Source organism: Luteibacter sp. SG786 (genome assembly GCF_011759605.1).
Taxonomy (GTDB): domain Bacteria; phylum Pseudomonadota; class Gammaproteobacteria; order Xanthomonadales; family Rhodanobacteraceae; genus Luteibacter.
On record NZ_JAAOYX010000002.1, the window covers coordinates 469,496 to 483,200 of the forward strand.

Genomic DNA, 13,705 nt, shown 5'->3' on the forward strand with positions numbered 1-13,705 from the left:
TAGCCGGCTCCCACAGGGCGCGCTCCCTACGGTGCGGCAGCGCCGGGCACGCAGCCGGGTTTCGACGCATCCGCCGGCAGCAGCGCGAGCGTGGTGCGGTTCGCGACCCCCAGCCGCACGACCTTCTCCGGGACGACGCAGGCATCGAGGGCTTCCTCGTTGACGAGCAGCCAACGATGCGCCGGATCGGCGGACTGCCAGGCCCGGCCGTCGCGGAGCTGGTCCGCGGCGTCGCGCGCGAACCCGAATTCCGCGACCGGGCGACGTGCCTGGTACATCCATTCCTCGCGCCAGAGGACGAGGCCGAGCTGGCCGTCGGGCCCGATGTGCTCGTCCGCCTCTTGCATCAATTGGCGCGTGGACTGGTTCGCATCCAGCAACGGATACGTTCCTACGGGCCATATGATCCAGGCGAGGCCCATGCCGGCGAGCAGCGCGGCCACGCCACGGCGGGGACGGAACACGGCAGCCGCGACGAGGAAGCCCAGGCCCACGGCGACCACGCACCACCATAACGGCGCGCCGTGTCCGGCCAGCTCGTAACCCGAAGCGATGCGCTGCGCCGCCTTGGGCGCCTTCAGCAGCGCCCAGGCGCCCGCCCCGACGAAGACGACTGCGCAGCCAGCGGCGATCCAGAATGCCGCCCTCGGCAGCCAGCGGGTCTTCAGCAGGGCCGACACGTCCGGTGCCATCGCCAGCGCCAGCATGGGCAAGGCGGGCAGGATGTAGATGGCGCGCTTGCCGCTGGGTATGGAGAAGAACACCAGCACGAGCACAACCCACATCAACGGCATCCACACGCGTGGGTCGCGCAGCCGCAGGGAGGCGCGCCAGCCCGGCACGACGAACGGAAGCAACAGCCAGGTGGGAATCCACAGGCGGAGGATCACCAGCAGGAAGAACCACGGGGCTTCCTCGTGCTGCCAGGAATTGGCATAGCGCTCGGCCGTCTGCCGGAACAGGATGTCCTGGACATAGGCCATGTATTCCGGCGTGCGCAGCCCGTACGCGGCCGTGAGCATGGGCACCAGCCACAATGCGATGGCGAGCAGGAACGCCACGGCCCCGCCCGCCCAGCGCCAGCCGTCGCCTTGCGTGCGGGTGACCCCGGGCCACTGGCGCATCCGCATGACCGCATACGGCAGCAGCATCAGCAGGGCGATGACGCCCACGCCCTTGGTGATGACCCCCAGGCCGGCGGCGAAGCAGCCCAGCCAGTACATGCGCCAGTTCGGGCCGCGCAGGCAGTGCAGCAGGATGCCGGTGTTGCCCAGGGTGATCCAGAAGAGATTCAGCGGGTCGATCTGGGCGTGCTTGACCACGTCCACGAACTGCACGGTCGCCAGCACCAGGGTGGCGGCGACCAGACCCACGCGGGCGTTCCAGAGACGGCGCCCCAGGTGCCAGACGAGGGCCAGGGTGCCCAGGCCGGAAAGCAGCGAGGTGAGCAGGAAGGCGCCCCGCCACCCACCGGTGAGCCACATCCAGAAGGCTTCCGTCCACATCAGCATGGGCGGCTTGTCCGAATACAGCTCGATGCCACGGTGGGGGAACAGCCACTGGCCGGATTCGAGCATCTGCCGGGCCACCAGGGCGAAGCGCGGCTCATCGGGCGGCCAGGGGGAACGCAGGCCGATGCCCGCCGCCAGCACGACCAGGGCGATCAGCATGAACCAGCCGAACTCGCGGCGGGATGAGCGTTCGTCGATGGGAAGCATGGCGGGGTCTGGTCGAATGATCGACGCATCCTAACGGACCGGGACGTCACCTGCCCTACCGTTTCCTTAGCGGCTGTCGCGCGAATTCGGCACGTGCCCATTTCAATTTTCGGAGGTTGGGACGTCTAAGGGTTTCGCCGGTGCGGAAATCGGCGTTCGTCCCTGCCCGTACGGGCGCCGATTTCCCACCGTGCGACCATTAGTTACCGCCCCCATGAACGCAGTCAGGCAGACCATGGATCCATCCGAGACGGGCGCGTCCCCGCCGGGTACGCGGGCGGCCCAGGTGGTCGCCCTGTTCCGTGAGCACAACGCGGCCCTTGTCGCATTCCTTCGCGTACGGCTCAACTCGCTGGCCGATGCACAGGAGGTTGCGCAGGAGGTTTATCTCAAACTGCTCTCGCTCGACGAGGGCATGAAGATCGATTCGCCTCGCGCCTTCCTCTTCCGCGCCGCGGCGAACCTGGCCGTGGACCGCCTGCGCATGCGCAACGTCCGGGCCGCTGCGCCGGCCGATCCGGACAACGACGACTGGCACGTCACGCCCATGCCGGAACAGCACGCCTCGGCCCACGAACAGTGGCGCGACCTGCGTCAGGCCCTGGACGAACTGCCGCCGAAGACGAGCCGGGCTTTCGTGATGCATGTGATCGACGGCCGCGACTTCGCCGCCATAGCTCGTGAGATGAACCTCAGTGAACGCATGGTGCGTTACCACGTCGGCAATGCCCTGGCGCACTGCCGCCAACGCCGCGACCACGCGGAGACCCCCCAATGACCGCCACGTTTTATTCCTTCGACCGGCAGATCGAGCATGCCGCCGCCGACTGGTGGGCACGCCTGCGCGATCCGGCCCTGCCCGAACCGGCCCTCCTGCAATGGAGCGAATGGCTGGAAGCGGACCCTCGCCACGCTGCCGCTTTCGACCGTGCCTGTGCCCTGGCCGAGTCCGCCTCCACCATGGACGCGGCAACACGTAGCGCGTTCGTAGGCCGCTTCGCCTCCGGTCGCGGTGCCCGCCGTGGCCCTTCGCGCTTCGTGCTTGGCCTGGCCGCCGCCGTCGCCCTGGTCGTGCTCGGGGCGGGTCTCTTCCTCGGACTGCGCCCGGGCCTGTCCGACGCCCCCCAGCAGTACACCAGCGAGCGCGCAGGCCATCGCGACATCGACCTCCCGGACGGCTCCAGCATCGAACTGGGCGGTGCCACGTCGGTCACCGCACGCTACGGGCGCGAGGAGCGCGCCATCGACCTGGAATCCGGCGAGGCCTTCTTCCGCGTGGCCCACGCCGAGCGCCCGTTCGTGGTGAATGCGGGGCCGTTGCGCATTCGCGACCTCGGTACCGCGTTCAATGTGCGCCGCACTGGCGACCGGGTGACCGTCGCGGTCACGGAAGGCAGGGTGCGGGTTTCGCCGCTGGCGGGCCAGGGCGATGGCGCCACGGTCGAACTCGGCGCCGGCCGGGAGGTGTCCTTCGATCCGGAAACCCAGGCCATGCGCATCCTGGACGTCGATCCGGCCACCGCCACGGCCTGGCGCGGCCATCGGCTGGAATTCGTCAACGAGCCGCTGTCCTCGGTGGTAGAAAACGTGAACCGTTACAGCGCCCGCCCCATTCGCCTCGCCGATCCGTCCCTGGGCCGGATGACGTTTACCGGCACCGTCCAGGTCGATACCATCGACAGCTGGGTAGCGGCGCTCCCGCGGGTGTTCCCGGTCCGCGTCGACGCCTATCCCGACCGACTGGAGCTCGCACGCCAGACCACCGCCGCGCGGGGTGCCCGACCGCGCTGAACACGTAGAAAAACCAGACTGGGGCCGCAGGTCTTGCAGTACATGCTTCGCGGGCGTCGGCGCGTACTCACCGGCGCGCTCGCGCTGGCCCTCGTCGCCCGGGCCGCCGGTGCAGCCGAGGCCTCCGGCGAAGGCGGCCCGCCCGCCATGGCCTTCGCCATCGCCCCGCAGCCCCTCGCCACGGCGCTTCTCGCGTGGGGCAAGCAAGCCAACGTGCAAGTGCTCACCGCATCCGGTTCCATCGCCAACTGGCGTTCCGGCGGTGCCCAGGGCGTCCTCACACCCGATGCCGCCCTGGACGAACTGCTGCAGGGCACCGACCTGGAGCGCGAGCGCTACGACCAGCGCACGGTTGTCGTACGGCAGCGGCAGAATGCCAACGACGCCACCCCCGTGCCCGCCGACCCGGTGGCGCCCTTCGACCCCACCACGGTCGTGCCCCTGGCCACCGTCGACGTGCAGGGCCTGGTGTCCGACACCGGCTTCAAGGCCGACACCACCCGCACCGTGACGCGCCAGGAAACGGCGCTGGCGGACGTGCCGCAATCGGTCACGGTGGTGACACGGGAGGTGATCGAATCGCAGCAGGCCGTCGATATCGGCGACGTTGCCCGCTATGTAGCCGGCGTGCAGTACGTCGACGGCTACGGTGGCTCGCCGCTGTTCCTCATTCGTGGGTTCGACGCCGGGCACGGTCTGACCGATGGCATGCCCAACGGCATCGCCCGCACGGAAGATCTTCCGCCGCTCATCGGTATCGAGCGCGTCGAAGTCCTGCGCGGGCCGGAAGCCATCCTGGGCGACGCGTCGCAGAACAACAATTTCGGCGGCTCGATCAACGTGGTGATGAAGCGCCCGCAGACGGACCCGGTGCGGACCCTCACCTACTCGCTCGGCGAATACGACGGCGGCCGGCTCGGCGTCGACCTGGCGGGCGCGGCGTCGCGTGACGGCGCACTGAGCTATCGCCTCGTGGCCGCCGGACAACGCGGCGAGAAAACCCCGCAAGGCTATGGCGGGGGCCGCGGCGCGTACCTCGCGCCGTCGCTCGCCTGGCAGGGCGCGAACACCCGCGTGATGGCGGGCCTGGAATACGTGGACAACCGGGTTCCCGGCCCGGACCACTCGGTGCTCTTCGGGCCCACGGTATCCACCGCCACACTCGCGACGCGCGCGCGCGACGAGCCCAACGATGTCTCCCGCTTTCGCACGAGCCGCGCCGTGTTCGAACTGCAACACGAGTTCGGCGGCGACTGGACGCTGCACAGCCAGGGGCAATACGTGCGCCAGCGCAGCGACGGCCGCAGCCTGTCGTACCTCTCCACCGGTTTCGTCGGTGCGCTGGATGCCGTGGCCCGCAGCTTCCGTTATTCCGGCACGTACTGGACCTGGCAGAACGACCTGAGCGCCAGCTTCCGCCACGGCAATGTCACTCACAACGTTCTCGTGGGCCTCGACCTGGCGCGCACGCACGCCGGCGACAACGGCAGCGGCAGCATCGAGGAAGGCGACCTCGCAGATGACGACAACCGCAATGCGGTGATCGTCACGCGGCCGGTCGCCTTCCTGCGCGCAACGGATGCCTACTCGAAAAGGTTCGAAACCTTCGTCGCGCCGCTCGACACCACGGTGCAGCACCTGGGCGGTTCATGGCAGACGAATGCCGGGCTGTATTTCCAGGACCAGGTGGCGATCGGCGACCGCTGGAACGTGCTTGCCGCCCTGCGCCGCACCAGTTATCGCCTGGACACGCGCTGGGAAGACGGGTCGCCGCGCCGCGTGGACGAGTCGCGCTGGATTCCCAAATTGGGCGTGGTCTATAAGGTCTCGCCGGACGTCTCGCTCTATGCCGACACGTCCACGGGTTTCCAGCCCGACCCGTTGCTGGGCAAGGACGGCCAGCCGCTGCCCGTGGCCACGTCGCGGCAGTTGGAGGTCGGCGGCAAGTTCGACCTGTTCGACCAGCGCGCACGGCTCACCGCCGCGCTCTACCGCATCCGCGTGGACCACAGCGTGGATCTGGTATCGCCGGAACCGCCCTTCTTCGCCACGCCAGGGCCGGGCCAGACCAACCGCGGTCTCGAAGTGGAATTCGCGGGACGGATCGCGCCTGGGCTGGACGTGCTGGCGAGCCTCACCGAGGCGCGCATCCGCAACAACGACGACACCCGCCCCACCGGCGCACCGAAGCACCAGGCCGCCGTATGGGCAAGCTACCGCTTCGGCGCCGGAACGCTGAAGCCGTGGGGCGTGGCGGCCGGCGTGCTGGCGCGCAGCCGGAGCCTCGGCCGAACGAGTGCGGACGGCCAATATTTCGGCATTCCCGGCCAGGCGAGCGTGGAGACGAACGTCTCGCGCTACGGCCCGAACTGGCGCGTGACGCTCGGCGTGAAGAACCTTTTCGCGCGCACGCTCTACGCGGTGAATTTCGACGAGACCTTCGTGCCGATCCGGCAAGGCCGCGTGGTACTCCTCACCGGCGTCTACGACTTTTGATTTTTGTGGGAGCCGGCTATTGCCGGCGATCCCGCGGCAGCGGGCAAGCTTGCCGCGAGCACGCATCGCCGCTGAAGCGGCTCCCACAAGGGGCCTGGATGGCACATAAAAAAGCTTCCCGCTAGGCGGACTTGCCGAACGTCTTCAGCGCGACATCGCATGCCTCCCTGCGAAATGCGTCGTTCGCGGCGAAACCGGTCGGCCCATCGACAAGGGGAATGTCGTAGCAACCGTCGACACCCACGACACCCCCATGACGCCGCCAGAACCGGTCATACGCCGCCACGGTAACGCCTGCGCGACGATCCAGGGGATGCGCCTCGTGGCCCACGCCGCGCAACCGTGCGAACCCGTAATGCCTGGCCAGCGCGCGCACCACCGACAGCAACAGGTCGCGTGGGCGGACGCCGCCGGTGGCGCGCGTGAACCGCGCGATCGCACCGCGGCCGAGGTAGGCCCAGGAGCCCCGCACCGCGCCGATGAGCAGCCCGTCATCCCCGCCAAAAGTGATGGTGCAGGAGGAGATCACTTCCTTGTCGCCATTCAGGAGGAATAGGCCGAGCTCGCCCGTGCACTCGTGCTCGGCGGCCCGCGCGTGCAGGTAGGCTACGTCACCCTCGCCAAGCGGCAGCGTCGCGAGACGCACGTCGTGTCCTTTCAGCAGACGGCTGCTGAGACGCTCCGGAAATTCGCGCGCCACGAAGCGGTAGTGCGCCTCGATGAGCCGCGCGCGGGTCGCCAGGTCGAAAGACCGCGAGATGTAGTGCGACTGCCAGCGCTCGTACACCCGCGGATTGGACTCGGCCGCCGCCCGCATCGTGCGGGAGGCCCCGACGAGACGCAGCCACTGGGCCTGGCGCCGGAAGGCGGCGAGGGTGCGCAGCAGGTACGTCAGCCGGCGCTCGGGCATCGGCCGCGACCGCCGCAGCGCCGCGCGCCGGCGGGCATGGTCGAGAACCAGGGCGAGAGGGCCGCGTCCGGGGCGCTCCTGAGGCCAACCCAGGGCGAGATCGTCGTAAGGCGCACTGTGCTGATATCGGGACTGCATGCCTTACAAGACGTGCGAGGCCCGAAGAATTGAAATCCACCGCGAGATGGCTCGCTGCCGCGGGATCGCCGGCAGATAGCCGGCTCCCACAGGTCGACGGCTGCCCCTGCTGCCTACGACACATGCTGGCACCCCATGGTGACCCAACTGCCGCCGCAAGCTGCGAGCGTTGTGTGGGAGCCGCTTCAGCGGCGATGGGGCTGTCTCAGGCGCCGCGCTTGCGACGCTCGTCCTTCCAGACGATCCAGGCCCCCAGCAGGGTGAGCAGGGCCAGGGCGTACCAGGTGATTGCGTACATCAGGTGGTTGTCGGGGAAGGCGATCACCGTGAGCCCGCCCACGGGGCCGTCGTCGCCACCGCCGCGACCGGGGGACGAGGCTGCGTCGGCATCCACGAAGTAGGGAGCCACATGGTCCAGGCCCTTGGCAGCCGCGATGGCGGCCACGTCGCGGGAATACCAGCGGTCGTTGGCCGGATCGTTCGCCTGGAGGAAGGCGCCTCGCGGCTCGCTGATGCGTAGCAGCCCGGAGATCGTGGTCTCGCCGGAGGGACCGGGCGTGCACGTGGCCTTGCCGCCGCACCAGCCGGGCGACACGAAGCCGCGGTTCACCAGCACCACGTCGCCGTTGCGCATCCGGAGCGGCGTCAGCAACCAGGAGCCCATGCCCAGTTCCGTGCTGGCGCGCACGCGCACGCTCCTGTCCTGCAGGAACGTTCCCGTGAGCCGCACCCGCCTGTATTCGTCGTTCGCCGCGGTCACCACCGGCCACTGGCCGTGGGCCGGCGCGTCCACCGGTTGCGCGTGCACCCGCGCGTCCACGCGAGCGATGAGGTCGTGCTTCCACGCCCGCCGGTGCACCTGCCAGGTGCCCAGCGCCATGAAGCCGGCGAACAGCACCGCGCCGAGCAGTGCGAGCGCCCCCAGAACGAAGACGCCGCGCGGTCGGCGCGGCGTCTGCTTGTCGTTACCCGTATCCACGCGTGTGCTCAAGGCAGGTTCTTGGCCTGCTGCTCGGTCATCTCGTGCGACATGCCCGGCATCATGTTCGAGTTCATGTGGTACATGACCCAGATCGAACCCGACAGCGTGATCACCACCATGACCAGCGTGAAGATCAGCGCCAGCATGCTCCAGCCGCCTTCGGCCTTCGTGTTCATGTGCAGGAAGTAGACCATGTGCACCACGATCTGGATCGCGGCGAAGGTGAGGATCACCACCGCCAGCGTCTGCGAGTTCGGGATGACCTTGTCCATCACCAGCCAGAAGGGGATCGCCGTGAGTACCACGGCAAGGAAGAACCCCATCATGTAGCCCTTCAGCGTGCTGGGGGCATGGCCGTCGTCGTGCTCGTGGTGATCGTGCGCGTCGTGGTGGTCGTGCGATTCGATGTGCGCGCTCACGGCAGCACTCCCATCAGGTAAACGAAGGTGAAGACGCCAACCCAGACCACGTCGAGGAAGTGCCAGAACATCGACAGGCACATGATGCGGCGCTTGTTGGCGGGCGTAAGACCGAAGCGGCCCACCTGGAACAGCAGCGTGATCAGCCAGATGATGCCGAAGGTCACGTGCAGACCGTGGGTGCCGACCAGGGTGAAGAACGAGGACAGGAACGCGCTGCGCTGCGGACCGGCGCCCTCGTGGATCAGATGGGCGAACTCGAAGAGCTCGATGCCGAGGAAGGCCGCACCGAACAGGCCGGTGACAATGAGCCAGGCCATCATCGTGCCGCGGCGGTTCTTCTGCATCTCCAGCACGGCGAAGCCGTAGGTGATGGAAGACAGCAGCAGCATGGTGGTGTTGACCGCCACCAGCGGCAGGTCGAAGAGGTCCGCACCGGACGGGCCGCCCGCATAGCTCCGCCCCAGCACGCCATAGGTGGCGAACAGGCAGGCGAAGATGAGGCAGTCGCTCATCAGGTAGATCCAGAACCCGAGCAACGTGCCATTGGCCGGGTGGTGGTCCTTGGACATCCAGAATTCGACGTCCTGGTCCGCGACAGCGGCGGAAGGCGTGGCGTGCATATCAGACATGGGCGGCAAGCTCTTCCGTGCGGGCGGCCTCGGTCCGGGCCACGACGTCGGCGGGGATGTGGTAGTCGCGCTTGTAGTTGAAGGTGTGGCCGATGGCCGTGACGATCAGGGCCACGAAAGCGAGGCCGGCCACCAGGAACATGTGCCAGATCATGGCGAAACCGAACACGAAGGCGAGGCCCGCGAGGATGATGCCCGCGCCCGTGTTTTTCGGCATGTGGATGGGCAGGTAGCCTTCCAGTCGGCGGCCGGCGTTGCGCTCCTTCATGTCCCACCACGCATCCGTGTCGTGAATGACCGGGGTGAACGCAAAGTTGTATTCCGGCGGCGGCGACGAGGTGGACCACTCCAGCGTGCGGCCGTGCCACGGATCGCCGGTGACGTCGCGCAGTTCGTCGCGGCGCTTGTAGCTGACCCAGAGCTGGACCAGGAAGGCACCGATGCCGAGCGCGATGAGGAAGGCGCCGAAGGCGGCGATCTGGAACCAGATCTGCAGCGACGGGTCCTCGAAGTGGTTCATGCGACGGGTGACGCCCATGAAGCCGAGGACATACAGCGGCATGAAGGCGACCCAGAAACCGACCAGCCAGAACCAGAAGGACACCTTGCCCCAGAATGGATCGAGCCGGTAACCGAATGCCTTCGGGAACCAGTAGTTGATACCGGCGAACAAGCCGAAGATGACGCCGCCGATGATCACGTTATGGAAGTGCGCGATCAGGAACAGGCTGTTGTGCAGCAGGAAGTCGGCCGGCGGCACCGCGAGCATGACGCCGGTCATGCCGCCGATGACGAAAGTGACCATGAAGCCGACCGTCCACAGCATGGGCACGTCGAACTTGATGCGTCCGCGGTACATGGTGAACAGCCAGTTGAAGATCTTCGCGCCCGTGGGGATCGAGATGATCATCGTGGTGATGCCGAAGAACGAGTTGACGCTGGCACCCGAGCCCATGGTGAAGAAGTGGTGCAGCCACACGAGGTACGACAGCACCGTGATCACCACCGTGGCGTACACCATGGACGCATAGCCGAACAGGCGCTTCCGGCTGAAGGTGGAGGTGACCTCGGAGAACACGCCGAACACCGGCAGCACCAGGATGTAGACCTCGGGGTGGCCCCAGATCCAGATGAGGTTCACGTACATCATGGCGTTGCCGCCGAAGTCGTTCGTGAAGAAGTTGGTGCCGACGTAACGGTCGAGCGAGAGCAGCACCAGCACGGCCGTCAGCACCGGGAAGGCGGCGACGATCAGCACGTTGGTGCAGAGCGAGGTCCAGGTGAAGATGGGCATCTTCATCATCGACATGCCCGGCGCGCGCATCTTCACGATGGTGGCGATCAGGTTGATGCCCGATAGCGTGGTTCCGACGCCCGCAACCTGTAGCGACCATATGTAGTAGTCGACACCGACATCCGGACTCTGCGCCAGGCCCGACAGCGGCGGATAGGCCAGCCAGCCGGTGCGCGCGAACTCGCCCACGAACAACGACGCCATGACGAGCATGGCACCCGCCACGGTCATCCAGAAGCTGAAGTTGTTGAGGAACGGGAACGCCACGTCGCGCGCGCCGATCTGCAGCGGCACCACGTAGTTCATGAGGCCCGTGACCAGCGGCATCGCCACGAAGAAGATCATGATCACGCCGTGGGCGGTGAAGATCTGGTCGTAGTGGTGCGGCGGCAGGAAGCCGGGATTGCCGTTGAAGGCAATGGCCTGCTGGGCGCGCATCATGATGGCGTCGGAGAAGCCACGCAGCAGCATCACGATGCCGAGCACCATGTACATGATGCCGATCTTCTTGTGGTCGATGCTGGTGAACCACTCGCTCCACAGGTAACCCCAGAGCTTGTGCTTCGTGATGAGCGCCAGCAGCGCGATGCCGCCGATGGCCACCGCGACGAAGGTGCCGATGAGGATCGGCTCGTGGTACGGAATCGCCTCGAGGGTGAGGCGTCCGAAGATCAGTTTGGCTAGATCGGGCATGTTCATTACCGGGCTCGGCAAGGCTTGAGTTCGTTGGAAGCCGGGGCGCTCAAAGCGGCCGTCCGGCAGGCGTCATCGGCTGGCCGCCGGCATTGCTGGCAACGCACAGGGCGCCCACGTAGCGCTTGTCGTCGGCAATGCCCACCCGCGAGCGCGTGGCCGCATCGAGCGACGTGACGTTGTAGGTGCCGACGATGCCCTGTCCGCCCTGGGCATCGAGCGCCATCATGTCGCTCATGCACATGCGGTTGGACTCGACGCAACGGTTGAGGATGGCGTTGTACAGGCCCGGGGCCACTGAGGCGTAGTAGTGCACCGGTTCCTTCTCGCTGGGCTGCTCGAGCTTCAGGTAGTCCTCGCGCCCCAGGGCTGTGCCGCTGGCCTTGGCCTTGGCCACCCAGGCCTGGAAGTCGGCGTCGGACAGGCTGTGGAAGCGGAAGCGCATGTCGGAGAAGCCGGCGCCGCTGTAGTTGGCCGAAATGCCCTCGAAATCGCCGGTTTTGTTCATGACCGCGTTGAGCTTCGTTTCCATGCCCGGCATGGCATAGATCATGCCGGCCAGGGATGGGACGAAGAAGGCGTTCATGACGGTGGAGGCGGTGATGTGGAACTCGATGGGGCGATCGACCGGCGCGGCCATCTCGTTCACGGTGGCAATGCCCTGTTCCGGGTAAAGGAACAGCCATTTCCAGTCGAGCGCCACGACCTCGACCACCAGCGGCTTGGTGTTCGGCGCCAGGGCGCGGGCATGATCGATCTGGTCCACGGGGCGGTACGGGTCGAGCTTGTGCGTGCTGGTCCAGGTGACGGCGCCCAGGGCGATGATGATCAGCAGCGGGGCCGACCAGATCAGCAGCTCCAGCACCGTGGAGTGGTTCCAGTCCGGATCGTATTCGGCATGGGCCGCCTTGTTGGACTCGCGGTACTTCCACGCGAAGGCCAGGATCATCACGATCACCGGGACGATGATGATCAGCATCAGGACCACGGAAATGATGATCAGGTCGCGCTGCTGCCGGGCGATGTCGCCGGACGGGGAAAGCAGCACGGCGTCGCAGCCCGACAAGAGCAGGGCCAGGGCGGGGACGAGTAATCCGCGCAACATCTTCATGGACATTCGCATGATGGAGGCAACCGTGGGGACACGAAAAAATACGCCGAACGGCCCGCGGCCACCATAGGACACTTTGTCCCATGGCCCTGCAAGCCGAGTAGTGCGATCCTTGGCTATCCTGCCATCCACCTTCCCCGAGCGGGCCGAATACGATGTCGATTTCACACGCCGATCACCATGCCGCCGAGGGCGCCGAACGCGACGTCCGGCGCCAGCACCAGACCAGCCACGCGGCGGTCGCGCCCGGCGAGATCGCCGTGGGCGTGGTCATTGGCCGCGCCTCGGAGTACTTCGACTTCTTCACGTACGGCATCGCGTCCGTCCTCGTGTTCCCGTCGGTGTTCTTTCCGTTCCTGAACCAGCTGGACGGCATCCTGCTGGCCTTCACCATTTTCTCGTTCGCCTTCATCGCCCGACCGATCGGCACCACCCTGTTCATGGCGATCCAGCGCAACTGGAGCCGTGGCACCAAGCTTACCGCCGCCCTCTTCCTGCTCGGCACCTCCACGGTATGCATCGCCTTCCTGCCCGCTAACACCTCGAACGGCTACGCGGTGATTGTGGTTCTTGCCGTTTTGCGCTTCTTGCAGGGCATTGCGCTGGGCGGTTCCTGGGACGGCCTGCCCTCCCTGCTGTCGCTCAACGCCCCCAAGCACCGCCGCGGCTGGTACGCCATGCTCGGCCAGCTGGGCGCGCCCACGGGCTTCCTGATCGCCGCCTCGCTGTTCCTGTTCCTGAACACCCAGCTGTCGCGTGAAGACTTCCTCAGCTGGGGTTGGCGCTATCCGTTCTTCGTGGCCTTCGCCATCAACGTGGTGGCCCTGTTCGCCCGCCTGCGCCTGGTGGTCACCGAGGAATACACCCAGCTCCTGGAAGAAGGCCAGCTCGAGCCCATCGGCATCATCGAGATGGTGCGCGCCCAGGGATACAACCTGTTCATCGGCGCTTTCGCGGCCCTGGCCAGCTATGCCCTGTTCCACATCGTCACGATCTTCCCCCTGTCGTGGATCTCGCTGACCCGCTCGCAGGACATCAACAACGTCCTGATCGTGCAGATCGTGGGCGCCTTCGTGGCCATCCTGGCTACCGTGGCCTCGGGCGTCATCGCCGACAAGGTGGGCCGCCGCAACACGCTCGGCACCATGGCCGTGCTGATCGGGCTCTTCGCCATCGCCTCGCCCTGGCTGCTCGGCGGTGGCAAGGTGGCCCAGGACGCCTTCCTGGTCATCGGTTTCGCGCTGTTGGGCCTGTCGTACGGCCAGGCGGCCGGCACGGTCACCGCCAATTTCGCCCGGCGTTTCCGTTACACGGGCGCGGCCCTGACCTCCGACTTCGCCTGGCTGGTGGGCGCGGCCTTCGCCCCGCTGGTGGCCCTGGGCCTTTCCCATCGCTTCGGCCTGGGCGCGGTCAGCGTCTACCTGCTCTCCGGCGTGGCCTGCACATTGCTGGCCCTGCGCATCAACCGGGCGTTGGAAACCGACAAGAACAAGGCGTGATCCTGTGGGAGGCTTTACCTGT

At 67.0% G+C, this 13,705-nt stretch carries 11 protein-coding genes; 4 read left to right on the top strand and 7 right to left on the bottom strand.

Features of this window, described 5'->3' with window-relative positions:
* Nucleotides 1-26 precede the first annotated feature (26 nt).
* Nucleotides 27-1,718, bottom strand: coding sequence for a glycosyltransferase family 39 protein (locus tag FHS47_RS14010; protein ID WP_167029045.1), 1,692 nt, complete (start codon nucleotides 1,716-1,718; stop codon nucleotides 27-29).
* Between the two features lie 235 nt (nucleotides 1,719-1,953).
* On the opposite strand from FHS47_RS14010, the gene FHS47_RS14015 reads away from it, so the two are divergent.
* The 3 genes from FHS47_RS14015 to FHS47_RS14025 are packed head-to-tail and all read left to right on the top strand — an operon-like array spanning nucleotide 1,954 to nucleotide 6,005.
* The gene (locus FHS47_RS14015) at nucleotides 1,954-2,496 is read left to right on the top strand and encodes a sigma-70 family RNA polymerase sigma factor (RefSeq protein ID WP_167029047.1); all 543 of its coding nucleotides are present in this window, start codon (nucleotides 1,954-1,956) and stop codon (nucleotides 2,494-2,496) included.
* Nucleotides 2,493-3,509 (top strand): FecR domain-containing protein, encoded by a 1,017-nt coding sequence (locus FHS47_RS14020; protein WP_167029050.1) that lies wholly within the window; start codon nucleotides 2,493-2,495, stop codon nucleotides 3,507-3,509. Before FHS47_RS14015 ends, FHS47_RS14020 begins: the two co-directional genes overlap by 4 nt.
* Nucleotides 3,510-3,551: 42 nt before the next feature.
* Nucleotides 3,552-6,005: a TonB-dependent receptor gene (locus FHS47_RS14025; RefSeq protein WP_167029053.1), complete on the top strand. Its 2,454-nt coding sequence runs from the start codon at nucleotides 3,552-3,554 to the stop codon at nucleotides 6,003-6,005.
* Between the two features lie 121 nt (nucleotides 6,006-6,126).
* On the opposite strand, the gene FHS47_RS14030 is transcribed toward FHS47_RS14025, so the two are convergent.
* From FHS47_RS14030 to cyoA, 6 genes are all read right to left on the bottom strand, one after another.
* A complete protein-coding gene (locus tag FHS47_RS14030; protein WP_167029056.1) occupies nucleotides 6,127-7,053 on the bottom strand; it encodes a DUF535 family protein in 927 nt (308 codons plus the stop codon).
* 205 nt (nucleotides 7,054-7,258) lie between these two features.
* A complete protein-coding gene (locus FHS47_RS14035) occupies nucleotides 7,259-8,044 on the bottom strand; it encodes an SURF1 family protein (protein ID WP_208382023.1) in 786 nt (261 codons plus the stop codon).
* Entirely contained in the window at nucleotides 8,041-8,454 is a 414-nt protein-coding gene (cyoD, locus tag FHS47_RS14040; RefSeq protein ID WP_208382024.1) for a cytochrome o ubiquinol oxidase subunit IV, read from the bottom strand. Before cyoD ends, FHS47_RS14035 begins: the two co-directional genes overlap by 4 nt.
* Nucleotides 8,451-9,026, bottom strand: coding sequence for a cytochrome o ubiquinol oxidase subunit III (cyoC, locus tag FHS47_RS14045; protein ID WP_208382077.1), 576 nt, complete (start codon nucleotides 9,024-9,026; stop codon nucleotides 8,451-8,453). Before cyoC ends, cyoD begins: the two co-directional genes overlap by 4 nt.
* A 52-nt stretch (nucleotides 9,027-9,078) precedes the next feature.
* Nucleotides 9,079-11,052 carry a cytochrome o ubiquinol oxidase subunit I gene (gene cyoB / locus FHS47_RS14050; protein WP_343203531.1) on the bottom strand — a complete coding sequence of 658 codons (1,974 nt, stop codon included), beginning with the start codon at nucleotides 11,050-11,052 and terminating at the stop codon, nucleotides 9,079-9,081.
* 70 nt (nucleotides 11,053-11,122) lie between these two features.
* The gene (cyoA, locus tag FHS47_RS14055) at nucleotides 11,123-12,196 is read right to left on the bottom strand and encodes a ubiquinol oxidase subunit II (protein ID WP_247741459.1); all 1,074 of its coding nucleotides are present in this window, start codon (nucleotides 12,194-12,196) and stop codon (nucleotides 11,123-11,125) included.
* A gap of 143 nt (nucleotides 12,197-12,339) precedes the next feature.
* On the opposite strand from cyoA, the gene FHS47_RS14060 reads away from it, so the two are divergent.
* Nucleotides 12,340-13,683 carry an MFS transporter gene (locus FHS47_RS14060; protein WP_167029065.1) on the top strand — a complete coding sequence of 448 codons (1,344 nt, stop codon included), beginning with the start codon at nucleotides 12,340-12,342 and terminating at the stop codon, nucleotides 13,681-13,683.
* Nucleotides 13,684-13,705 lie beyond the last annotated feature (22 nt).

Bases quoted from the DNA above. Each gene is read 5' to 3' on its own strand.
- FHS47_RS14010 (WP_167029045.1), bottom strand. From the start codon at position 1,718: ATGCTTCCCATCGACGAACGCTCATCCCGCCGCGAGTTCGGCTGGTTC.
- FHS47_RS14015 (WP_167029047.1), top strand. From the start codon at position 1,954: ATGGATCCATCCGAGACGGGCGCGTCCCCGCCGGGTACGCGGGCGGCC.
- FHS47_RS14020 (WP_167029050.1), top strand. From the start codon at position 2,493: ATGACCGCCACGTTTTATTCCTTCGACCGGCAGATCGAGCATGCCGCC.
- FHS47_RS14025 (WP_167029053.1), top strand. From the start codon at position 3,552: ATGCTTCGCGGGCGTCGGCGCGTACTCACCGGCGCGCTCGCGCTGGCC.
- FHS47_RS14030 (WP_167029056.1), bottom strand. From the start codon at position 7,053: ATGCAGTCCCGATATCAGCACAGTGCGCCTTACGACGATCTCGCCCTG.
- cyoC (WP_208382077.1), bottom strand. From the start codon at position 9,026: ATGTCCAAGGACCACCACCCGGCCAATGGCACGTTGCTCGGGTTCTGG.
- cyoA (WP_247741459.1), bottom strand. From the start codon at position 12,196: ATGCGAATGTCCATGAAGATGTTGCGCGGATTACTCGTCCCCGCCCTG.
- FHS47_RS14060 (WP_167029065.1), top strand. From the start codon at position 12,340: ATGTCGATTTCACACGCCGATCACCATGCCGCCGAGGGCGCCGAACGC.